We start from the raw sequence: 21,995 nt of genomic DNA, 5'->3' as shown, positions 1-21,995 counted from the left end.
GAGGTAATACCGTGGATAATAAAAATCAACCTAACGACAATTCATCTCAAAATGAATTAGATTTAGGATTTAATCACTCTGACTCTGTGACACCAAGAAAACCGGTTCAACAAAGTGGCTCAATTTTTGATAAAGCCAAAGGTTTATTTGGTAAAAAAGAACAGCCAGATACACAATTCCATGTTCGTCGCGAACCAACTTTTGGTGCGGCAGCAAGCCAATCTTTTTCACCTTCTCAAGCATTCCAAAGTGAAAATACTGAACAATCAGTGCAATCAAGTGCTTTCGGCGCTCAAGAGTCCGTTGAAAATGTTCAAGTAGAAAACGTAGCGGAAGAAAAAGTGATTTTTGAAAATTCACCTGCAGAAGAGATTGTGGAAGAAGTGAAAACTCAAGCAGAAACAGTTGCACCAGCAACAGCCGCTGCAGCAGCAAGCTTGAAATCACCAGAAAAATGGAAGGTTTTACAAATGTTACCAGAAAAACATCGCCGTTTATTTATTGCTATCTTGGGGTTAGTGGTCTTGCTGATTATTTTCTTCACCCTAAAACCAAACTCAGATACGGTAGAGTCTTTTGAACAACAAAACAGCAATGAAATTCCGGTTCAATTCCAATCATTGGATCAGTCTCAACCGGTTGAAACTACTGTATTAGATAACAATAACAATGCAGCGCCGGCAACGACAGAACAAGCTGCAAATGAAGCTAAATCAGATACACCTCCAGCCATGGAGTACGTAGGTGATAAAGCAGATGCTGCGAAATCACAACCTGCAGAGCCTGCACAACAAACTGTTGCTCAACAACCAGCAACTCAATCTGCACCAGTTCAACCAGCTGTTGCTCCTGCACCAGTTAAAGAACCTGTGAAAACAGTGCAACCAACTGTAGAAAAACATACCACAACAGTTGAGCATAAAGCAGAACCTCGTCGTGAACAAACATCGGTGGTTCAAGAGAAAAAACAACCTAAACCTGTAGCTGAAAAAGCAACAGTTCAGCCGACTCAAACCGTGAAAAAAGAGTCAAGCAAGATTCAAGAAGCGAAACCTGTTGCAACTAAAGACAGTAAGGTTCAAATTGTGGAAGCTAAATCAGCAACCCACAATGCGGTGAAAGCAGCTGAACCAGCAACACAAAGCGCTTCAACAGGTGCAACAAAAACATTAACTGTGCCTCAAGGTGTTTCACTGATGCAAGTATTCCGTGATAATAAATTGAATATTTCAGATGTGAATGCCATGACAAAAGCAAGCGGTGCAGGTCATGCATTAAGCAGTTTCAAACCTGGTGATAAAGTACAGGTATCAGTGAATAGTCAAGGCCGAGTGAGTGAGCTTCGTTTATCAAATGGCGGTAAGTTCGTTCGTCAAGCCGATGGTTCATATCAGTATAAAAAATAATTTTTAGTGGGCGAGTAATCGCCCATTTTTCTAGATAAGATTGTTTATCCTTGCTCATTTCGTAAAGTGAGCAATCATAAACAACCCTTGATGGAAATAGAATTCATGTTAAAAAAATTAAGCGTAATTTTGACCGCACTTTGTCTTTCTGCTTGTTCACAAAATGTTGAATTAAGCAAACCCGCACCACAGAAAATGAAAGTGCAAACCGTTGATAAAAAATCCCAAAAGGGTTCGGCGACGGTTTATTTGTGTAAAGGCAATAAAGAAGTGAGTGTGGTTCATACCAAGCAAAAACAGAAAAGTAAAAAAACACTCAGCCAGGTGACTGTTACTTTTAATGATGTAACCGAAAAATTGACACGAGTGATTTCTGAGCGTGGGAGAAATTATGCGAATATTCGTTGGTATTGGCAGGAGCGTGATGACTTCAGTCAATTACAAACTAGCGTAGGTGAAGTGCTTGCTGAACGCTGTGTTAAACAACCAAGTGAATTAAAATCAGGCAAATAATTCTTGTATGGATCTCCAACGCGGCTTTGTGTTACATCGTCGTCCTTATAGTGAAACCAGCCTTTTGGTGGATTTATTCACTGAAGAAACGGGACGTTTGACGGTTATTGCAAAAGGTGCTCGTGCGAAACGTTCGGCATGGAAATCTGTCTTACAGCCTTTTACGCCATTACTTCTTCGTTGGTCAGGAAAAGGCGCATTAAAAACACTCACGAAAGCAGAGCCCGCGGCAATTACGCTGCCTTTACAGCAAACGGCTTTATACAGTGGATTTTATGTAAATGAGCTGATTACTCGAGTGATCGAGCCCGAAACGGCCAATCCACAACTTTTTCAGCATTATCTTCAATGCTTAACAGGCTTAGTCACTCAACCACAGGTTGAGCCCACATTGCGTCTATTTGAATTTCATTTACTTAAAATCTTAGGTTATGGCATTGATTTTCTGCATTGTGCAGGATCAGGTTTACCAGTAGATGAATCGATGACTTACCAATATCGTGCGGAAAAGGGTTTTATCGCCTCGTTAGTGAAAGATAACTTAACCTTTTATGGTCGAGATTTACTTGCTTTTGACCGTTTGGAATTCACCGATGAGTCCATCTTGCAAGCAGCAAAGCGCTTTACTCGAATTGCACTTAAACCTTATTTAGGTGATAAACCGCTGAAAAGCCGAGAGTTATTTACGCAAAACGTGCTTTATTTAAAATAATCCTTTCTTTGATACAAACAGATTAATACACCATCATGGCTTTACTTTACGCTCCACAAAAAAAACAGAAAACCGCCCAAAAAGTTGTCGCTGAAATTCAGGATTTAGATTATCAAGGGTTAGGTGTCGCCAAAATTCAAGGTAAAACCTGGTTCATTGAAAATGCTTTGCCAACGGAAAAAGTGGAAGCGGTAGTGACTGATGAAAAGCGTCAATATGGTTTAGCCGCTGCACAAAAGTGGCTACAAAAGAGTAATCAGCGTGTTGAGCCACAATGTCGTTATTATGGACGTTGTGGTGGATGCCAAGGCCAGCATATTCCTGTAGAAATGCAGCGTAAAGCGAAAGAGAAAGCCCTTTTTTCTCGATTAAGTAAACTGCAAGCAGAGCCTATTCAATTAATGACAATGATTTGTGGCGAACAATGGGGCTATCGCCGTCGTGTACGATTAAGTTTGCTATGGAATGCTAAAAACAAAACCGTTGACATGGGATTTCGTCAGAAAAACTCCAATCAGTTAGTCAGCATTCAGCAATGCTTAGTCGCAGAGCCTGCAATCAATGATCTTATCCCCAAATTGACCGCACTTTGGGCGCAATATTCAGTCCCTAAACAATTAGGGCACATTGAATTAGTCTCAGCAGAGAATGGCGTAGCCATGTTGTTACGTTACAAAGGCAATTTAGCAGAAACTGACCGCACTTTGTTACTCGAGTTTGCACGTGTCAATGCTGTGAATTTGTTTTTACAAGATGATCAAAATATCCAACTTGTGCATGGTGAAATGCCTTATTATTCTCTGGACGATATTCGTTTATCTTTTGATATCCGCGATTTTATTCAAGTGAATACCCACTTAAATCAACAAATGGTTGAGACGGCTTTAGATTGGCTTGATTTGAATCAGGACGATCACGTTTTAGATTTATTCTGTGGTATGGGCAATTTCACGTTGCCTTTAGCCAAACGCGTGAAAAGTGCGGTTGGAATTGAAGGTGTTTTTGACATGGTTCAAAAAGCTCAAACGAATGCACAGTTTAACTACATTGAGAATGTTGAATTTTATCAAGCTGATTTAGACCAAGCTTTTTCAGAACAACCTTGGGCAAAACAACATTTCAATAAAATTCTTCTTGACCCGCCTCGTAGTGGTGCTGCATTTGCACTGAATGCGTTGTGTGAACTTGGTGCCGAAAGCATTCTCTATGTATCTTGCAATCCCGCAACCTTAGTACGGGATGCTGAGATTCTTCGCTCTTTCGGCTATCGCATTATCAAAACCGCTATGATTGATATGTTTCCACATACCAGTCATTTGGAGTCGGTGACATTATTTATCAAATAAGGTGTAAATTCTGATAGAATAGTCAGACTTTTTTGTTGTCTTAAAAAGACAACTCGGCGGACAGGATGTTGCCGAGCCATATTCATCAACAAGGGGGTATTATGGTTGCAGTTCGTGGTTCTCACTTATCAAATCCACATGATTTTGAGATCGAACAATGGTGTTCGAGCCTTAAACTTGCTGCCCCCGCAGAAAAGTCTCTGATTGATGCATGGTATTATGCCCAAGGCAAAATAGCTGAACATGCCGATCAAATGGAGAATGCAATCCTCACATTGCAATCTGGTGTGGAAATGGTGGAGATTCTGCATGAAATGAATATGGACTGCGAAAGCTTACTCACCGCGATGCTATTCCCCTTAGTAGCAAACAAAATTGTCGATTGGGAGCAAATTCAAGAACATTTTGGTCCTAAAATCACCAAACTGCTTAAAGGTGTGGAGGAGATGGATAATATCCGTCAGCTTAATGCCAGCCATTCTGCCAATGCCTCTCAAGTGGATAATGTTCGCCGTATGCTCCTTGCGATGGTGGACGATTTCCGTTGCGTGATCATTAAACTTGCTGAACGTATTACGTTTCTTCGTAATGCGGAAAATCACTTTTGTGAAGAAGAAAAAGTATTGGCTGCCAAAGAATGTTCCAATATTTATGCCCCATTGGCGAACCGTTTAGGTATCGGTCAATTGAAATGGGAGCTTGAAGATTACTGTTTCCGTTATTTGCATCCAGAACAATATCGAAATATTGCCAAATTATTACATGAGCGTCGCTTAGATCGTGAGCAGTATATTGCAGATTTTGTCACAGAGTTAACCGGTTATTTAAAAGAAAATATCGACAAGGTTGAAGTTTACGGTCGTCCAAAACATATTTATAGCATTTGGCGAAAAATGCAAAAGAAACATTTGGAGTTCAGTGGCTTATATGATGTCAGAGCGGTTAGAGTGATCGTACAGAAATTGCAAGATTGTTATACGGCGCTCGGTATCGTCCACACGCATTTCAAACACTTGCCAAAAGAATTTGATGATTATGTCGCCAACCCGAAACCAAATGGCTATCAATCCATTCATACTGTGGTGTTAGGCAAAGGTGGTAAGCCCATTGAAGTGCAAATTCGTACCCAGCAAATGCATGATGATGCGGAGCTTGGTGTAGCTGCCCACTGGAAATACAAGGAGGGCACGACAGGTAGCCTTTCCGCTTATGAAGAAAAAATCACTTGGTTGCGTAAATTACTTGCATGGCAAGATGATATTACGGACTCTGGCGAAGTGATGGCTGAATTACGTAGCCAAGTCTTTGATGATCGCGTATATGTGTTTACACCGAAAGGTGAAGTGGTTGATTTACCCGCGGGGTCAACGCCTCTCGATTTTGCTTATGCGATCCACAGTGAAATTGGTCATCGTTGTATCGGGGCGAAAGTTGGGGGACGTATTGTGCCATTCACTTATCACCTGCAAATGGGTGAGCAAGTGGATATCATCACGCAGAAAAATCCTAACCCAAGCCGAGATTGGGTCAACCCGAACTTAGGCTTTACCCATACCTCAAAAGCGCGAGCCAAAATCCAAGCGTGGTTTAAGAAACAAGATCGTGATAAAAACGTTCCAGCTGGTAAAGAGCAGTTAGATAATGAACTTGCGCGTTTGAATATCAGTTTGAAACAGGTTGAGCTGCTTGCCTTGCCACGTTATAACTTAAGAAACCTAGAAGATTTATATGCAGGCATTGGTAGCGGAGATATTCGCTTAAATCAGTTGATGAATTTCTTGCAAAGCCGATTGATCAAAGTGACGGCTGAAGAAGCTGATCAAGAAATTCTCCGCCATGTGGCGAGTAAAAGTGCGAATACTGCACAGCAAAAGGCGCAACAGAAAGCCGAGCAACAACAGAATAAAGGCTATGTCATTGTTGAAGGGGTCGGTAATTTAATGCACCACATGGCGCGTTGTTGTCAGCCTATTCCAGGTGATGCCATTGCAGGCTACATTACGATGGGGCGAGGTATTTCAATTCATCGTTGCGATTGTGAACAGTTTATTGAATTACAAGCGGCCCATCCAGAACGTGTAGTGGAAGCCCTTTGGGGGGATAATTACGCGGCGGGGTTCCATATTAATATTCGCATTGTGGCCAGTGATCGCAACGGTTTATTGCGCGATATTACAACCGTGCTCGCGAATGAAAAAGTCAGTGTATTAGGGGTTTCAAGCCGTGCAGACACCAAAAAACAAGTGGCGACGATGGATATGGAAATTGAACTGAAAAATGTCGAAAGTTTAAGTAAAATACTGGCCAGATTAGCGAAGTTAGACGACGTTATCGAAGCAAAACGTTTATAGATTAAAACATAGGAACTTTTATGTATAAAACCACGGGATTAACCCATTTAATTAACTCTACAAAATATTCCTTACAAGGTTTAAAGAGTGCATTCAAAAATGAAACTGCATTCCGCCACGAGTGTTTTCTTGCGTGCATTCTGATTCCACTCGCCTTTTGGCTGGGTGATACTAAAATTGAAATTGCTTTGATGATTTCATCGGTTTTACTTGTGATGGCAGTGGAACTGTTAAATAGCGCCGTTGAAGCGGTGGTGGATCGCATTGGAACGGAACGCCATGAGCTTTCAGGGAGAGCCAAAGACCAAGGCTCAGCAGCGGTATTCATTGCCCTTTGTATTGTTGTCGTGGTTTGGGGAAGTATTTTATTTTTCTAAAGTGCGGTCAATTTTCAGTAACAATTTCGGCTTATGTGTTGTACATAAGCCGTTTTTGTAGGTGGAAGTCGGACAAGATTTTATTCCTCTACTTTTGCTGATATAAATAAGAAAGATTTTTGCATATTTATATCAACAGGAGGACGCTATGCCTACAGTCTCAGCCTTAGGTGCACTCATTGCACTCATTGTCGCTATTTTCCTTATTTTGAAAAAAGTCTCACCAGCCTATGGTATGTTAGTCGGGGCTTTAGTAGGGGGATTAGTTGGCGGCGCTGATTTATCTCAAACCGTGAGTCTCATGATCGGAGGCGCTCAAGGTATCACTACTGCAGTCATGCGAATTCTCGCAGCAGGGGTATTGGCGGGAGTTCTGATTGAATCAGGTGCGGCTAATACCATTGCTGAAACCATTACAAACAAGTTAGGTGAAACAAGAGCATTATTAGCGTTAGCGTTGGCCACATTAATTTTAACCGCCGTTGGTGTATTTATTGATGTTGCCGTGATTACGGTCTCTCCAATCGCCTTAGCACTTGCTCGTCGTACTGACTTATCAAAACCCGCTATTCTCTTAGCGATGATTGGTGGGGGAAAAGCAGGAAACTTAATGTCTCCCAATCCCAATGCAATCGCGGCGGCAGACACATTCCATCTTCCTTTAACGTCAGTGATGATGGTAGGGATTATCCCCGCTATTTTTGGCTTAATATTGACGTATTTCTTAGCAAAACGGTTAAGAAATAAAGGTTCACGTGTTTCAGCCCAAGAGGTTGTCGCAGTAGAAACACAGAATTTACCCTCATTTTTGACCGCACTTGTGGCGCCTTTGATTGCCATCTTCTTACTGGCACTTCGTCCGTTAGCTGATATTAAAGTGGATCCTTTAATCGCTTTACCACTTGGTGGTTTGATTGGCGCACTCTGCATGGGTAAGCTTCGCCAAGCCAATAACTATGCGATTAGCGGTTTAGGGAAAATGGCTCCGGTGGCGATTATGCTACTTGGTACGGGCGCTTTAGCCGGTATTATTGCTAATTCCGGTATGAAAGATGTGCTTATAGAAGGCTTAAAACATTCGGGCTTACCTTCTTATATCCTGGCGCCAATTTCAGGTGCACTCATGTCGCTTGCGACGGCATCAACAACGGCAGGTACAGCGGTTGCTTCGAATGTGTTTAGTTCAACGCTATTAGAGTTGGGGGTGAGTAGTCTGGCAGGTGCCGCGATGATTCATGCGGGGGCGACAGTTTTCGATCATATGCCACATGGTTCTTTCTTCCATGCAACTGGTGGTAGCGTAAATATGGACATGAAAGAACGCTTAAAATTGATTCCTTATGAAAGTGCAGTGGGGTTAATTATGACCATTGCGTCCACCTTAATTTTTGGTGTATTTAGTTAGTTTAAGGAGAGAATATGAAAATTGTCATTGCGCCTGATTCATTTAAAGAAAGTTTAACCGCACTCGAAGTGGCTAATGCGATTGAAACTGGTTTTAAACGTATTTTCCCAAACGCTGAATATGTGAAACTACCAATGGCAGATGGGGGAGAGGGAACCGTACAATCTTTGGTTGATGCCACTCAGGGGCGCTTAATTGAGGCAGAAGTCACTGCACCGTTAGGCAACCAAGTAAAAAGCTTTTTCGGTTTATCAGGTGATGGTAAAACGGCGATTATCGAAATGGCGGCTGCATCGGGATTGCATCTTGTCCCGATGGATAAACGCAATCCTTGTCAAACCACCAGCTTTGGTACGGGGGAGCTGATTAAGCACGCCCTAGATCTTGGCGTACAACATATCATTTTAGGAATTGGTGGGAGTGCCACAAATGACGGTGGTGCGGGTATGCTGCAAGTATTAGGCTTACGTTTATTGGATAAAAATGGGCAATCCATTGGCTTTGGTGGCGCAGCATTATCTAATCTTGCTGAAATTCAACTGGTTGATTTAGATCCTCGATTGCAACACGTACAAATCGAAGTAGCTTGTGATGTAAATAATCCACTTTGTGGTGAACGTGGAGCCTCTGCAATTTTTGGCCCACAAAAAGGTGCGACGTCTGAGATGGTGAAGGAACTCGATGCTGCATTAGCCCATTTTGCCCAAATTGCTGAGCGGGATTGTGGTAAAAAGATTCAAGATCAACCAGGTGCGGGGGCGGCAGGTGGTATGGGTGGTGGTTTATTGCTTTTACCTAATGTGCAACTGAAAGCCGGTGTGCAGATCGTGTTAGATAATTTGAAACTCTCTGAGCAAGTTAAAGATGCAGATTTAGTGATTACTGGTGAAGGTCGTATGGATGCGCAAAGTATCTTAGGTAAGACCCCAATCGGTGTGGCGCGCACGGCGAAACAATTTAATAAGCCAGTTATCGCGATTGTGGGTTGTTTGCGTGAGGATTATGAAGTGGTGTATGAACATGGCATTGATGCGGTGTTCCCGATAATTCGCAGTCTGAGTGATTTACCGACAATTCTCAAGCAAGGCGAGCAGAATTTAATCTCAACGGCTCAAAATGTGGCGAGATTGTTGTCATTGAAATAAGTTTTTCATACTAAAGTGCGGTCAAAAATAACGATAAATTTGACCGCACTTTTTGATCTTATCCTCTCGGATGAAATCGTTCATGAAGGTGTTTCAAGCGCTCTTTAGCCACATGAGTATAGATTTGCGTGGTGGAGAGATCGCTATGTCCGAGGAGCATTTGTACAACACGGAGATCCGCACCGTGATTCACCAAATGTGTCGCAAAGGCATGACGGAGAACGTGTGGAGAAAGTGCATCTGTATCGATTCCTGCTAACACGGCATAATGCTTTATACGATGCCAAAAGGTTTGGCGAGTCATTTGCTGAGCCCGTTGACTGGGAAAGACCACATCAGAACTTTGTCCATTGAGCAAAATAGGGCGACCATAAAGTACAAATTGTCGCACCCAAAAAGCGGCCTCTTCCCCCATGGGTACAATACGTTCTTTGTTACCTTTACCAATCACACGCACGACACCTTGTTGTAAATTCATATTCTCAATAGTGAGCGTGACCAATTCCGTGACACGTAATCCAGTGGCATAAAGTAATTCCAACATGGCTTTATCACGTAACTCGAGCGGAATTTCGACATCAGGTGTATTTAATAAATCCGTGACTTGTTGTTCGGTTAAATATTTAGGTAAGCGGCTTGGCAATTTAGGTGAGCTCAGTACGGCACTTGGGTCATCCGTACGATACTTTTCACGATATAAATATTGGAATAATTTCCGCATCGCACTTAGCATTCGTGCAGTGCTGGTGGCTTTGTAACCTTGCTCTAAACGGCTGCCTAAAAATTGTTGTAGATCTAAGGGTTCGAGGGTTTCGAGAGATAAATTTTGTTTATCCAGCCAATCACAAAGTGCGGTCAAATCGAGACGATAAGACTGCACGGTGTTTTCAGACAATCCTTTTTCGATCCAATATTCATTCAAGAACAAATCAACTAGTGTGAGATTATTCATGTTTACACTCTATGTATCAAAAAAGCTTTCACGCCACGCGGGGTAATAAATAAGCCAATGAAAGCAAAGGCGGCCATTAAACTAAAGGCATAAACTGGCGAAATTGGATAAAGTACGCCAGAAAGCGCAGTGAAAATCGCAATGGCTGCACATCCCGCCAAGGCATTGTATAAACCTTGTAATTTCGCAATATGGGTTTGTGGTTGAGTGGTGATGTAACGCACGGTCGCGTAATGACCGACGACATAAGTAAGACTGTGAAAACATTGCAGTAAGACAATCTCAACAAAGGTATCGGCATAACCGAAAGCGAGCCAACGCACGATAGCCGCAATACCGGTGAGATAGAAAAGGGCTGTAATGGTCCAGTTTTTGAATAATCGAGTAGAGAAGAAAAAGACCACAATTTCAGCTAATACGCTGATTCCCCAAAATAAACCTGCATCAGAAACGGAGTGGCCATGATTTGTCCAAAAAATGGTGCTATATGAGTAATAAGCTGCGTGCGATCCTTGAATCAGTGCAATCGCAATAAACAAACGAAGGGTCGTGTTATTTTTCAGTAAGTCTAAAAATCCAACGGAATTTTCGACCGCACTTTGGGATTCGTCCTGCGGCATTGGGTTCGGATGAAGTAATTGCACAATACAGTAAAAAACGAGTATGCCTGTGATCATCCAAGTAATATATTGCTCACCCACGAGTCCAACGAAATATCCGAATACCATCACACCGACAACGAACGCAAAGGAGCCAATTAAGCGCGCTTTACCGTAATCTAAATGAATTTGCTGTTGCCACGTGCTGGCGAGGCTGTCACCAATCGGCATACCGGCCGCATTCACCATGGAATATAACGCAAGTCCAATAAACAAGAGCCAGAAATTGTGCGACATCAGTCCAATTAAGGCCATCGTAATAACACTGGCTACACCTAAATAGCGTAAGCCATTTACTAAGAGGGAAACGCGTTTGATCAAGCCAGAAAATAAAATACCGCCGCTGAAACGGAAAATGTAGGCACAGGCGAGCAATAAGCCGATGCTTTCTTCGCTATAAGATTGCGTTTTCAACCATGCCGGGAAAAGGGGAAGAAACACACCGTAGGCACAGTAGTAGCCAAAAAAGCTCAAGGCGAGCCAAGTAAAAGGACGAACTTGCATTAGAATAATTTTTCCATTTCTTGTGAGCGTGCCACACAGGCTTGCATCGCTTGTTTAATGATGTTGTTAAATTGATGTTGATTGAACACATTTAATGCGGCTGCAGTTGTTCCGCCTTTTGAGGTGACATTTTCTCGTAAAGTCGAAAGAGCTGTCTGTGGATTTTCAATCACCAACTTCGCTGAACCTAACATAGCTTGTTGTACCAACTCACGAGATTGGTTTTCATCTAATCCCATTTCCATTAGGCCTTGTTGCATGGCTTCTAAAAATTGGAAGAAGTAAGCTGGGCTACTGCCAGACGCAGCAGTGACTGCATGCATTTGATCTTCATTTGTCACCCAAGTGGTTTTCCCTACAGCTGAAAGTAAATCTTCCGCAAAAGCGCGGTCAATTTCAGGTGTGTTTTTGTCCGCAAATAAGCCTGCCATGCCTTCACCCACTAATGCAGGTGTGTTTGGCATCACGCGAACAATGGATTTTGCTGTTGGAAGGAGTTCAGCTAATCGGGCAGTCGAAATTCCTGCTGCAATAGAAATAATTAATTTATCAGATAAATCAACCGCACTTAATGGCTTGCAAACATCGGCTAGCACTTGTGGCTTAATGGCAAATAACACAACTTGAGATTGTGTGATGGATTGCTCGTTATCCGTAGAAACTACGACGCCATATTGTGCAAAAAAAGCACGTTTCTCTTCATTAGGATCATTAACGATAATTTTATTGGCAGGGTACCCTTGTTTTAATAGGCCTAACACAATCGCTTGTGCCATATTACCACCGCCGATGAAGGCAATTAATTTCTGTTGCATCATTTTTTCCCGTGAGTTTATGGGCTACAATGTCGCGTATTTTACCCTATTATGAAGGAAGTGTTACGATGTGGTTTAAAAATTTAATGTCATATAGGCTGACTAAGCCCTTAGATTGGGATCTTAATGAATTGCAACGCCAGTTGTCAGATTGTGAATTTCATCCTTGTGGCTCACAAGATCAAAGTAAATTTGGTTGGACGAATCCGTTGAAAGACAGCGAATTATTACATTTTTCAGTGGGTAAACACATTTTGTTGGTCGCGAAAAAAGAAGAAAAAATGTTGCCGGCGAATGTAGTTAAACGTGAATTGGATGAACGTATTGAAAGCCTTGAGCAAAAAGAAAACCGCAAATTGAAAAAAACGGAAAAACAAACGTTAAAAGATGATGTGGTGATGAATTTATTGCCACGTGCATTCACTAAAAATCAGCAAACTTCTGTATGGATTGATACGGAGAACAACCTTGTGCATGTCGATGCGGCATCCAGTAAACGTGCAGAAGATGCCTTGGCGTTATTACGTAAATCACTTGGTTCGTTACCGGTTGTGCCGTTGGCATTTGCAAATGAACCTTCGACCATTTTAACGGATTGGATTGTGCAGGAAAAAATTCCGCATTGGTTGGTGGCGTTAGAAGAGGCTGAACTGCGTGGATGCCAAGAAGACAGCGTGATTCGCTGTAAAAAACAGCCTTTGGAAAATGAAGAGATTCTCGCGCTTTTACAAGATGGTAAAAAAGTGGTGAGCAAGCTCGCATTGGAGTGGGAAGATACGCTGACGTTTGTGTTTAATGAAGATTGTACGCTCAAACGTTTAAAATTTGCTGATGCGGTACGTGAGAAAAATGCGGATATTTTAAAAGAAGATTATGCGCAACGCTTTGATGCTGATTTTGTATTAATGACAGGTATTTTATCTAAACTGACAGAAAACTTACTCGATGAATTTGGTGGTGAGAAAGTAAGATTAGGTTAATTTAATCATAAAATAAAAAAGGCGAACATGATGTTCGCCTTTTGTTTGTTTAAAAGTGCGGTCAAATTTCCGCACGTTTTTAATTAGTGAGTACTCGTACTGGTTGTCGTACGGTTTGCACGTTTACGATCGTTTTCCGTTAAGAGTTTTTTACGGATACGGATCGATTCAGGTGTGACTTCCACTAACTCGTCGTCATCGATAAATTCGATGGCTTGTTCAAGGGAGAATTTCACCGGTGTAGTTAATACGATGGCATCATCTTTACCTGATGCACGCATATTGGTGAGTTTTTTACCTTGTAAACAGTTTACGGTTAAGTCGTTTGTACGGCTGTGAATACCGATGATTTGACCTTCGTAAACTTCTACGTTAGCTTCGATCATTAATTTACCACGCTCTTGTAAACCAAATAGCGCATAAGCTAATGCTTTACCTGTTGCGTTAGAAATTAATACACCGTTTTTACGTTGGCCGATTTCACCTGGTTTGATGTCATCGTAGTGATCGAAACTAGAGTAAAGTAAACCAGTACCTGACGTCATAGTCATGAATTCGCCACGGAAACCGATTAAGCCACGGCTTGGAATGATGTATTCTAAACGTACACGACCTTTGCCATCTGGCATCATGTCGCGAACTTCACCTTTACGGATACCTAATGCCTCCATGATAGAACCTTGGTGTTGTTCTTCTACATCGATGGTCACTTGCTCATAAGGCTCTTGTTTTTTACCGTTGATTTCACGGTAAATTACTTTAGGACGAGAAACCGCAAGTTCATAACCTTCACGACGCATATTTTCAATTAATACAGAAAGGTGTAATTCACCACGACCAGAAACACGGAATTCATCTGGGTTTGGTGTTTCTTCTACGCGTAATGCCACGTTGTGAACTAACTCTTTGTTTAAACGTTCAAGAATTTGACGAGAAGTTACATATTTACCTTCTTGACCCGCAAACGGAGAAGTGTTTACACAGAAGAACATGGTTACGGTTGGTTCATCAACGGTTAATGAAGGTAAGGCTTCAACGGCGTTGATATCACAAATAGTATCCGAGATATTTAATTCACCTAAACCGGTAATCGCGATGATATCGCCTGCGTAAGCAACATCTTCTTCATAGCGTTGTAAACCAAGGTGGCCTAATACTTGACCCACACGACCTTGGCGAGTTTTACCTTCACCATCAATAATCGTTACAGGTTGATTTGGTTTGATTGCACCACGTTTGATACGACCGATACCGATAACACCCACATAGCTGTTATAGTCTAATTGTGAGATTTGCATTTGGAATGGTGCATCAAGTTCTACTTTTGGCGGTTCAACGTGTTGAACGATCGCTTCAAATAACGGCGTCATATCTTCCGCTAATTCTTCGTGTTCAAGCCCTGCGACACCATTTAATGCTGAAGCATAGATAATTGGGAAGTCTAATTGCTCATCGGTTGCACCAAGGTTAACGAATAAATCGAATACTTGATCCACCACCCAGTCAGGACGTGCGCCTGGGCGGTCAACTTTGTTGATAACTACGATTGGTTTTAAACCATGAGCAAAGGCTTTTTGGGTTACGAAACGCGTTTGTGGCATTGGGCCGTCAAAGGCATCTACCACTAAAAGTACAGAATCCACCATAGAAAGAACACGTTCTACTTCACCACCGAAGTCGGCGTGTCCTGGGGTATCTACGATGTTAATGCGATAACCATTCCAGTTAATTGCGGTATTTTTTGCCAGGATGGTAATACCACGTTCTTTTTCAAGATCGTTTGAGTCCATTACGCGTTCATCAACATCACCACGAGTTGATTCAAATGTACCGGATTGTTGAAGGAGTTTGTCAACGAGGGTGGTTTTACCATGGTCAACGTGAGCGATAATTGCGATATTGCGCAATTTATTAATATCAATGTCGTTTTTCATTTATTACGTTCTTAATGTTTAAGTTTTGTAGGGTGGAATTTTTAGGCCACCAAATAGTCCAAGTAGTTTAAATTGGTGAGTTAAACTCACCCTACGAGAATCTCGAAAGGGCAAAAATTATACACGATATTTCGTTATTCTGCTATGCTGGTGTTTAAAATAAATCCCATGAAAAAAGTAAGCGGTTGCGTTATAATGCTCTTTTAATTTTTATAAAGATTATATACATAGCAAAATAGAGGACTCCTTATGCCAAATGCAAATGCAATTGCCAACGTATTCAAACTGATCGAAGAGAACGATATTAAGTTCGCGCTACTTCGTTTCACCGACATTAAAGGGAAAGAACACGGCGTTTCTATTCCAGTTAGCCTTGTTGATGAAGATATGTTTGAAGATGGCAAAATGTTCGATGGTTCTTCTGTTGAAGGTTGGAAAACCATTAACAAAGCCGATATGCTTTTAATGCCAATCGCTGAGACTGCGGTAGTCGATCCATTTGCGCAGATCCCAACCCTCTCTATTCGTTGTAGTATTTATGAACCAACAACCATGCAAAGCTATGATCGTGACCCGCGTTCAATTGCCATTCGTGCCGAAAACTATATGCGTTCAACCGGTATTGCTGATCAAGCATTCTTTGGTCCAGAACCCGAGTTCTTCTTATTTGATGATGTCCGTTTTGATGTATCAATGAACCGCGCTTCTTTTGCCGTTGATGACATTGAAGCAGCTTGGAACACCAACAAAAAATACGAAGGTGGTAACAACGCTTATCGTCCATTGAAAAAAGGCGGTTACTGTGCGGTTGCTCCAATTGATACAGCACACGATATTCGTTCTGAAATGTGTTTGATTTTAGAAGAAATGGGCTTAGTAGTAGAAGCACACCACCATGAAGTGGCAACTGCGGGTCAAAACGAAATTGCAACTAAATTCAATAGCTTAACGTTGAAAGCGGATGAAACGCAAATCTATAAATATGTAGTGCAAAACGTTGCTTTAGAGCACGGCAAAACCGCTTGCTTTATGCCAAAACCAATCACGGGTGACAATGGTTCAGGCATGCACTGTAATATGTCATTAAGCAAAGATGGTAAAAACATTTTCCAAGGTGATAAATATGCTGGCCTTTCTGAAACTGCACTTTATTACATTGGCGGTATCATTAAGCATGCTAAAGCATTAAATGCGTTCACTAACCCAAGTACTAACTCATACAAACGTTTAGTACCAGGCTTTGAGGCACCAGTATTGTTGGCTTACTCTGCAAGTAACCGTTCTGCTTCAATCCGTATCCCTGCAGTAACCAACCCGAAAGCGATCCGTATTGAAGCGCGTTTCCCAGATCCATTGGCAAACCCGTACCTTGCATTCGCTGCATTATTGATGGCTGGCCTTGATGGCGTGGTAAACAAAATCCACCCAGGCGATGCAATGGATAAAAATCTTTACGATCTTCCACCAGAAGAATTAAAAGATATTCCAGCAGTTGCGAGCTCGCTAGAAGAAGCGTTGAATTCATTAGAAAAAGACTATGAATTCTTAACGCAAGGTGGTGTGTTTACGAAAGACTTTATCGAAGCATTTATTAATATTAAACGTAAAGAGGTAGAGCGTTTAAATATGACACCACATCCTGTTGAGTTTGAGATGTATTATGCATAATGATAAACAACAGAATTCAAGTTGTTGAATAAGAAAAGTGCGGTCATTTTTGACCGCACTTTTTTCATAAGTATTGTATTCTTTAATTGTGAAATAGTATTATTTCAAATAGAATACAGGGCAATGTTTTATTTGTTAAATAACCAAGAGGATGAAAATGAGCAAAACAATTTTGGTTACTGGTGGTGCTGGTTTTATTGGCTCTGCAGTTGTTCGCCACATTATTGAAAGCACGCAAGATAACGTGGTAAATGTTGATAAATTAACTTATGCAGGTAATTTAGAATCTTTAGAATCTGTAGAAAATAATCCACGTTATGCATTTGAACAAGTGGATATTTGTGATTCAAAAGCATTGTTGCGTGTATTTGAACATCATCAACCTGATGCCGTAATGCATTTAGCGGCAGAAAGTCATGTTGACCGTTCTATTGATGGGCCAGCAGCTTTTATCGAAACAAATATAGTAGGCACTTACACGCTATTAGAAGCAGCTCGAGCCTATTGGAATACTTTAAATGATGAGAGAAAAGCAGCATTTCGTTTTCATCACATTTCAACAGATGAGGTATATGGTGATTTAGAAGGAACAGATGATTTGTTTACTGAAACTACACCTTATGCACCTAGCAGTCCTTATTCAGCATCTAAAGCCTCTAGCGATCACTTGGTTCGCGCATGGTTGCGTACTTATGGTTTACCAACGATTGTGACTAACTGTTCAAATAACTATGGTCCATTTCATTTCCCTGAAAAACTTATTCCATTAATGATTTTAAATGCACTAGATGGAAAACCATTACCAGTTTATGGAAATGGTCAACAAATTCGAGACTGGTTATTTGTAGAAGATCATGCGCGTGCATTATATAAAGTCGTAACCGAAGGAGAAGTAGGGGAAACATACAACATCGGTGGACATAATGAGAAAGCAAATATTGATGTAGTACATACTATTTGTCGTTTATTAGAAGAGTTAGTACCAAATAAACCAGAAGGTGTAGCAAAATATGAAGATCTTATTACCTATGTGAAAGATCGCCCAGGTCACGATGTACGCTATGCGATTGATGCAGCCAAAATTGGCCGAGAATTAGGTTGGAAGCCACAAGAAACTTTTGAATCAGGTATCCGCAAAACGGTAGAATGGTATTTAAATAACAAAAAATGGTGGAGCCGTGTATTAGATGGCTCGTATAACCGTGAGCGTTTAGGTAACTAATTATTAACAAGCGGTGAAGTTTTCCTAATAATTTACAAAAATTTAAGAAAATCTATCCGCTCTTTTAAAGGTCTCCTTATGAAAGGTATTATTCTTGCAGGCGGTTCTGGTACTCGCCTCTATCCCATTACTCTAGGTGTGTCTAAGCAGCTTTTGCCTGTTTATGATAAACCGATGATTTACTATCCACTTTCAGTATTAATGTTAGCGGGTATTCGCGATGTTCTTATTATTACTACCCCTGAAGATAATGAAAGTTTCAAGCGCTTATTAGGTGATGGTTCAGACTTTGGTGTGAATTTACAGTATGCAATTCAACCAAGCCCAGATGGTTTAGCCCAAGCATTTCTTATTGGTGAAGAGTTTATCAATGGAGATAGCTGTTGTTTAGTATTAGGCGATAACATTTTTTATGGTCAGCATTTCTCTCAAATGTTGCAAGAAGCAGTTGCTCAACCAAGTGGTGCAACAGTATTCGGGTATCTTGTAAAAGATCCTGAACGTTTCGGCGTAGTTGAATTTGATGAAAACTTCAAAGCGGTTTCAATCGAAGAAAAGCCTGCCCAACCTAAATCTAACTATGCCGTAACAGGATTATATTTTTATGATAACCGTGTGGTTGATTTTGCAAAACAAGTTAAACCTTCAGCGCGTGGTGAATTAGAAATCACCACATTAAATGAAATGTATCTAAAAGACGGTTCATTAAACGTGCAATTACTTGGACGTGGTTTCGCTTGGTTAGATACAGGTACGCACGAAAGTTTACACGAAGCTGCTTCTTTCGTGCGTACCATTGAAAATGTTCAGGGCTTGCAAGTCGCTTGTTTAGAAGAGATTGCATGGCGTAATAGTTGGTTAACTTCTGAACAAGTCGAGGCATTGGCAAAACCGATGGCGAAAAACGAATATGGTCAATACCTACTTCGTTTAATCAAAGAGGGCAAATAGAATGGCAAAATTTTTGATTACGGGTGCTAAAGGGCAAGTTGGCTACTGTTTAACGCAGCAATTACAAGGTAAACACGAAATTTTAGCCGTTGACCGTGATGAACTTGATATTACCGATCAAAGTGCGGTAAAAAATGCGGTTGAAAATTTCCATCCTGATGTCATTATCAACGCCGCTGCACACACAGCTGTGGATCGTGCTGAAACAGAAGTAGAACTTTCCGAAGCCATTAATGTGAAAGGCCCGCGATATTTGGCAGAAGCCGCAAAAGATGTTGGGGCAACCATTTTACATATCTCAACCGATTACGTTTTTGATGGGCAGCGAGAAGGAAAATATAAAGAAACTGATGCTACCGATCCGCAAGGCGTATATGGCAAAACAAAATTAGAAGGTGAGCAAGCTGTTGCAAAAGCGAACGATAAATTTATTGTCTTGCGTACAGCTTGGGTATTTGGCGAACACGGCAATAACTTCGTGAAAACGATGTTACGTTTAGCAAAAACTCGCGATACATTAGGCGTCGTAGCAGACCAAATTGGCGGACCTACCTATGCAGGTGATATTGCAGCAAGCTTAATTCAAATCGCAGAAAAAATTATTGCTGGCGAAGATGTTCAATATGGCATTTACCATTTCACAGGTGAACCTTATGTAAGCTGGTGTGATTTTGCAAAAGCCATTTTTGATGAAGCTGTTTCGCAAAATATATTAGAAAAGGCACCGCATGTAAATGCAATTACAACTGCTGATTATCCTACACCAGCAAAACGTCCAGCAAATTCATGCCTAGATTTAACTAAAATTCAGAGAGTTTTTGGTATTCAACCAAGTAATTGGCAAAAGGCATTGAAAAATATTAAAGCATATGTGGAGTAAATATGAGAGTTATTGATACAAAAATTCCCGATGTCAAATTATTAGAGCCACAAGTATTTGGCGACGAACGAGGTTTCTTTATGGAAACCTTTCGCGATGAATGGTTTAAAGAAAATATAGCAAACCGTACTTTTGTGCAAGAGAATCACTCCAAATCAGTAAGAGGGGTATTACGAGGTTTACATTACCAAACCGAAAACACACAAGGTAAATTAGTGCGCGTTGTTTCTGGTGCAGTGTTTGACGTGGCAGTAGATATGCGCGAAAGCTCTCCAACTTTTGGGCAATGGGTAGGTGAGATTTTATCTGCCGAAAACAAACGCCAATTATGGGTGCCAGAAGGTTTTGCTCACGGTTTTTATGTATTAACTGATGAGGCTGAATTTACTTATAAATGCACCGATTACTATAATCCAAAAGCAGAACACTCGCTTATTTGGAATGATGAAACCGTTGGTATTGAATGGCCTCTTGAAGGCGAGCCGAGTTTATCAGCTAAGGATTTATCAGGTAAAGTGTTGGCGGAAGCTGTGAAATTTAAATAAACCTTGCAAATATAAGGGGAATTGCATAAACTTCCCCCCCCCTTTTTCATCTTTTAGATTCTATTGTTTTACATTCGTATTGAGATTCTTATGAAAAAACAAACTGGATTAATTGAATTATTACACTACAAAGAGTTATTAAGACAATTAGTCATTAAAGATATCAAATTAAAATATCGCCGCAGTTATTTAGGTTATATTTGGAGTATTTTAAACCCATTATTAATGATGACTGTATTGGTTATTGTTTTCTCCCAATTATTTAGATTTGATATTCCAAACTTTGCAGTATATTTACTAAGTGGACAAGTATTATTTAGCTTTCTTAGTGAAGCAACAACAATGGCTGTAAGCTCTATCGTAGAGAATGCGCCTTTACTAAAAAAAACTTATGTTCCTAAATATATTTTTACTATTTCTAAAGTAACAAGTTCATTAGTTAATTTATTATTCTCACTTGTTGCATTAGTATTAGTGATGATATTCACTCAAGTTTCTTTTACGTGGAATATTCTTTGGTTTCCTGTTGTATTGCTTGAAGTTTATATTTTCAGCTTAGGCGTTAGCCTTATTCTTGCTTCCACTGCGATATTCTTTAGAGATATTCAATACTTGTGGGGTGTATTTATTTCCATTTGGATGTACTTAACTCCTATTATTTACCCTGTTTCGATTATTTCTGAAGAATATCGTTGGTGGTATGACAATCTTAATCCAATGTATGGATATTTAAAGCAGTTTAGAGATATTGTTTTAAATGGAAATCCATTACCAATAGAATGGTTAACCCAAGGTTTTATCACCGCTTTTATCTTCTTATTTATTGGACTTTGGGTGTTTAAACGCAAACAAAACCAATTTATTCTCTATATTTAAATGGCTAATAAGTTATGACTGATATTGTTGTTAATGTAGAAAATGCTTCTGTTCGTTTTAATAAAGCGTCAGGAAACATTAGTGGCTTGAAAGAGTATGTTATTAAGATGTTAAAAAGAGAGCTTATGTTTCAAGAGTTTTTTGCTTTAAAGGACATTAATTTTAAAGTAAAAAGAGGAGAAGCCTGGGGATTGATTGGTAAAAATGGTTCGGGAAAATCAACATTATTAAAATTAATTAGTGGGATTATTGAACCTTACCGGGGGAGTGTTGATGTTAACGGTTCATTGTCTCCGCTCATTGAATTAGGCGCAGGGTTTGATTCTGAACTCACTGCTAGGGAAAATATTTTTCTCAATGGGGCACTCCTTGGGCATAGTAGAAAATTTATTGAAGAACATTTTCAGCAAATTGTTGATTTTGCTGAACTTAATGAGTTTCTTGATGTGCCAATTAAAAACTTTTCTTCTGGCATGTCAGCTCGTTTAGGGTTCGCTATTGCAACGGTTACAAAACCTGATATTTTAATTGTTGATGAGGTATTAGCTGTAGGAGATTATGCTTTTCAACAAAAATGTAAGGTGCGTATGGAAGAATTACTTAGTGGCGGTACAACACTTCTATTTGTTTCTCATTCCATTGAACAAGTCAAAGAGCTTTGTCAATATGTGATATGGATTGATAAAGGTATCATTAAGGCACAAGGTGATGTAGAGTCTGTAAGTCAACAGTATATGGCTGAATTTAATTAAGG

The 21,995-nt window shown here is 40.5% G+C and carries 20 protein-coding genes; 16 read left to right on the top strand and 4 right to left on the bottom strand.

Annotated elements, in window-relative coordinates; translation table 11 throughout:
• Positions 1-11: 11 nt before the first annotated feature.
• The 8 genes from oapA (at position 12) to HMPREF3020_RS08440 (ending at position 9,255) form a co-directional block, all read left to right on the top strand.
• Positions 12-1,406, top strand: a complete 1,395-nt coding sequence (oapA, locus tag HMPREF3020_RS08475; RefSeq protein ID WP_070776198.1) for an opacity-associated protein OapA — start codon at positions 12-14, stop codon at positions 1,404-1,406.
• 105 nt (positions 1,407-1,511) lie between these two features.
• Positions 1,512-1,919, top strand: a complete 408-nt coding sequence (locus tag HMPREF3020_RS08470) for an MliC family protein (RefSeq protein WP_049364780.1) — start codon at positions 1,512-1,514, stop codon at positions 1,917-1,919.
• 7 nt (positions 1,920-1,926) lie between these two features.
• Complete coding sequence (gene recO / locus HMPREF3020_RS08465; RefSeq protein ID WP_070776197.1) at positions 1,927-2,631, top strand: DNA repair protein RecO; 705 nt, start codon at positions 1,927-1,929, stop codon at positions 2,629-2,631.
• A gap of 35 nt (positions 2,632-2,666) precedes the next feature.
• Complete coding sequence (gene rlmD / locus HMPREF3020_RS08460) at positions 2,667-3,977, top strand: 23S rRNA (uracil(1939)-C(5))-methyltransferase RlmD (protein ID WP_070776196.1); 1,311 nt, start codon at positions 2,667-2,669, stop codon at positions 3,975-3,977.
• A gap of 101 nt (positions 3,978-4,078) precedes the next feature.
• The gene (relA, locus tag HMPREF3020_RS08455) at positions 4,079-6,328 is read left to right on the top strand and encodes a GTP diphosphokinase (protein ID WP_070776195.1); all 2,250 of its coding nucleotides are present in this window, start codon (positions 4,079-4,081) and stop codon (positions 6,326-6,328) included.
• Positions 6,329-6,348: 20 nt separating this feature from the next.
• On the top strand, positions 6,349-6,705 hold the full coding sequence (locus tag HMPREF3020_RS08450) for a diacylglycerol kinase (RefSeq protein ID WP_049364783.1): 357 nt from the start codon (positions 6,349-6,351) through the stop codon (positions 6,703-6,705).
• A gap of 148 nt (positions 6,706-6,853) precedes the next feature.
• On the top strand, positions 6,854-8,110 hold the full coding sequence (locus tag HMPREF3020_RS08445; protein WP_070776194.1) for a GntP family permease: 1,257 nt from the start codon (positions 6,854-6,856) through the stop codon (positions 8,108-8,110).
• A gap of 14 nt (positions 8,111-8,124) precedes the next feature.
• Positions 8,125-9,255, top strand: a complete 1,131-nt coding sequence (locus HMPREF3020_RS08440) for a glycerate kinase (RefSeq protein ID WP_070776193.1) — start codon at positions 8,125-8,127, stop codon at positions 9,253-9,255.
• Between the two features lie 58 nt (positions 9,256-9,313).
• On the opposite strand, the gene xerD is transcribed toward HMPREF3020_RS08440, so the two are convergent.
• The 3 genes from xerD to proC are packed head-to-tail and all read right to left on the bottom strand — an operon-like array spanning position 9,314 to position 12,185.
• Entirely contained in the window at positions 9,314-10,207 is an 894-nt protein-coding gene (gene xerD, locus HMPREF3020_RS08435) for a site-specific tyrosine recombinase XerD (RefSeq protein ID WP_005698164.1), read from the bottom strand.
• Positions 10,208-10,209: 2 nt separating this feature from the next.
• Positions 10,210-11,370, bottom strand: coding sequence for a 3-phenylpropionate MFS transporter (locus tag HMPREF3020_RS08430; protein WP_070776192.1), 1,161 nt, complete (start codon positions 11,368-11,370; stop codon positions 10,210-10,212).
• On the bottom strand, positions 11,370-12,185 hold the full coding sequence (gene proC, locus HMPREF3020_RS08425) for a pyrroline-5-carboxylate reductase (protein WP_070776191.1): 816 nt from the start codon (positions 12,183-12,185) through the stop codon (positions 11,370-11,372). The genes HMPREF3020_RS08430 and proC overlap by 1 nt, the downstream gene beginning before the upstream one ends.
• Positions 12,186-12,253: 68 nt before the next feature.
• On the opposite strand from proC, the gene rdgC reads away from it, so the two are divergent.
• Positions 12,254-13,165, top strand: a complete 912-nt coding sequence (gene rdgC, locus HMPREF3020_RS08420; RefSeq protein WP_070776190.1) for a recombination-associated protein RdgC — start codon at positions 12,254-12,256, stop codon at positions 13,163-13,165.
• 83 nt (positions 13,166-13,248) lie between these two features.
• On the opposite strand, the gene typA is transcribed toward rdgC, so the two are convergent.
• Positions 13,249-15,099: a translational GTPase TypA gene (typA, locus tag HMPREF3020_RS08415; RefSeq protein WP_070776189.1), complete on the bottom strand. Its 1,851-nt coding sequence runs from the start codon at positions 15,097-15,099 to the stop codon at positions 13,249-13,251.
• Positions 15,100-15,348: 249 nt separating this feature from the next.
• On the opposite strand from typA, the gene glnA reads away from it, so the two are divergent.
• From glnA to HMPREF3020_RS08380, 7 genes are all read left to right on the top strand, one after another.
• Positions 15,349-16,767, top strand: a complete 1,419-nt coding sequence (gene glnA, locus HMPREF3020_RS08410; protein WP_070776188.1) for a glutamate--ammonia ligase — start codon at positions 15,349-15,351, stop codon at positions 16,765-16,767.
• Between the two features lie 157 nt (positions 16,768-16,924).
• Positions 16,925-17,989: a dTDP-glucose 4,6-dehydratase gene (gene rffG, locus HMPREF3020_RS08405; protein WP_070776187.1), complete on the top strand. Its 1,065-nt coding sequence runs from the start codon at positions 16,925-16,927 to the stop codon at positions 17,987-17,989.
• A gap of 78 nt (positions 17,990-18,067) precedes the next feature.
• Positions 18,068-18,940: a glucose-1-phosphate thymidylyltransferase RfbA gene (gene rfbA, locus HMPREF3020_RS08400; protein WP_070776186.1), complete on the top strand. Its 873-nt coding sequence runs from the start codon at positions 18,068-18,070 to the stop codon at positions 18,938-18,940.
• A gap of 1 nt (position 18,941) precedes the next feature.
• Positions 18,942-19,820, top strand: a complete 879-nt coding sequence (rfbD, locus tag HMPREF3020_RS08395) for a dTDP-4-dehydrorhamnose reductase (RefSeq protein ID WP_070776185.1) — start codon at positions 18,942-18,944, stop codon at positions 19,818-19,820.
• 2 nt (positions 19,821-19,822) lie between these two features.
• Positions 19,823-20,365 (top strand): dTDP-4-dehydrorhamnose 3,5-epimerase, encoded by a 543-nt coding sequence (gene rfbC, locus HMPREF3020_RS08390; RefSeq protein ID WP_070776184.1) that lies wholly within the window; start codon positions 19,823-19,825, stop codon positions 20,363-20,365.
• A 90-nt stretch (positions 20,366-20,455) separates the two neighbouring features.
• The gene (locus HMPREF3020_RS08385; protein WP_070776183.1) at positions 20,456-21,241 is read left to right on the top strand and encodes an ABC transporter permease; all 786 of its coding nucleotides are present in this window, start codon (positions 20,456-20,458) and stop codon (positions 21,239-21,241) included.
• A 14-nt stretch (positions 21,242-21,255) separates the two neighbouring features.
• Positions 21,256-21,993: an ABC transporter ATP-binding protein gene (locus HMPREF3020_RS08380; RefSeq protein ID WP_070776182.1), complete on the top strand. Its 738-nt coding sequence runs from the start codon at positions 21,256-21,258 to the stop codon at positions 21,991-21,993.
• Positions 21,994-21,995: the final 2 nt, after the last annotated feature.

The organism is Haemophilus sp. HMSC068C11, from assembly GCF_001815355.1.
Taxonomy (GTDB): Bacteria; Pseudomonadota; Gammaproteobacteria; order Enterobacterales; family Pasteurellaceae; genus Haemophilus_D.
The sequence above is the reverse complement of the archived record's forward strand: the minus strand, read 5'-3'. Positions and strand labels throughout refer to the sequence as shown.

Bases quoted from the DNA above. Each gene is read 5' to 3' on its own strand.
- HMPREF3020_RS08470 (WP_049364780.1), top strand. From the start codon at position 1,512: ATGTTAAAAAAATTAAGCGTAATTTTGACCGCACTTTGTCTTTCTGCT.
- recO (WP_070776197.1), top strand. From the start codon at position 1,927: ATGGATCTCCAACGCGGCTTTGTGTTACATCGTCGTCCTTATAGTGAA.
- rlmD (WP_070776196.1), top strand. From the start codon at position 2,667: ATGGCTTTACTTTACGCTCCACAAAAAAAACAGAAAACCGCCCAAAAA.
- relA (WP_070776195.1), top strand. From the start codon at position 4,079: ATGGTTGCAGTTCGTGGTTCTCACTTATCAAATCCACATGATTTTGAG.
- HMPREF3020_RS08450 (WP_049364783.1), top strand. From the start codon at position 6,349: ATGTATAAAACCACGGGATTAACCCATTTAATTAACTCTACAAAATAT.
- HMPREF3020_RS08445 (WP_070776194.1), top strand. From the start codon at position 6,854: ATGCCTACAGTCTCAGCCTTAGGTGCACTCATTGCACTCATTGTCGCT.
- HMPREF3020_RS08440 (WP_070776193.1), top strand. From the start codon at position 8,125: ATGAAAATTGTCATTGCGCCTGATTCATTTAAAGAAAGTTTAACCGCA.
- xerD (WP_005698164.1), bottom strand. From the start codon at position 10,207: ATGAATAATCTCACACTAGTTGATTTGTTCTTGAATGAATATTGGATC.
- HMPREF3020_RS08430 (WP_070776192.1), bottom strand. From the start codon at position 11,370: ATGCAAGTTCGTCCTTTTACTTGGCTCGCCTTGAGCTTTTTTGGCTAC.
- proC (WP_070776191.1), bottom strand. From the start codon at position 12,185: ATGCAACAGAAATTAATTGCCTTCATCGGCGGTGGTAATATGGCACAA.
- rdgC (WP_070776190.1), top strand. From the start codon at position 12,254: ATGTGGTTTAAAAATTTAATGTCATATAGGCTGACTAAGCCCTTAGAT.
- typA (WP_070776189.1), bottom strand. From the start codon at position 15,099: ATGAAAAACGACATTGATATTAATAAATTGCGCAATATCGCAATTATC.
- glnA (WP_070776188.1), top strand. From the start codon at position 15,349: ATGCCAAATGCAAATGCAATTGCCAACGTATTCAAACTGATCGAAGAG.
- rffG (WP_070776187.1), top strand. From the start codon at position 16,925: ATGAGCAAAACAATTTTGGTTACTGGTGGTGCTGGTTTTATTGGCTCT.
- rfbA (WP_070776186.1), top strand. From the start codon at position 18,068: ATGAAAGGTATTATTCTTGCAGGCGGTTCTGGTACTCGCCTCTATCCC.
- rfbD (WP_070776185.1), top strand. From the start codon at position 18,942: ATGGCAAAATTTTTGATTACGGGTGCTAAAGGGCAAGTTGGCTACTGT.
- rfbC (WP_070776184.1), top strand. From the start codon at position 19,823: ATGAGAGTTATTGATACAAAAATTCCCGATGTCAAATTATTAGAGCCA.
- HMPREF3020_RS08385 (WP_070776183.1), top strand. From the start codon at position 20,456: ATGAAAAAACAAACTGGATTAATTGAATTATTACACTACAAAGAGTTA.
- HMPREF3020_RS08380 (WP_070776182.1), top strand. From the start codon at position 21,256: ATGACTGATATTGTTGTTAATGTAGAAAATGCTTCTGTTCGTTTTAAT.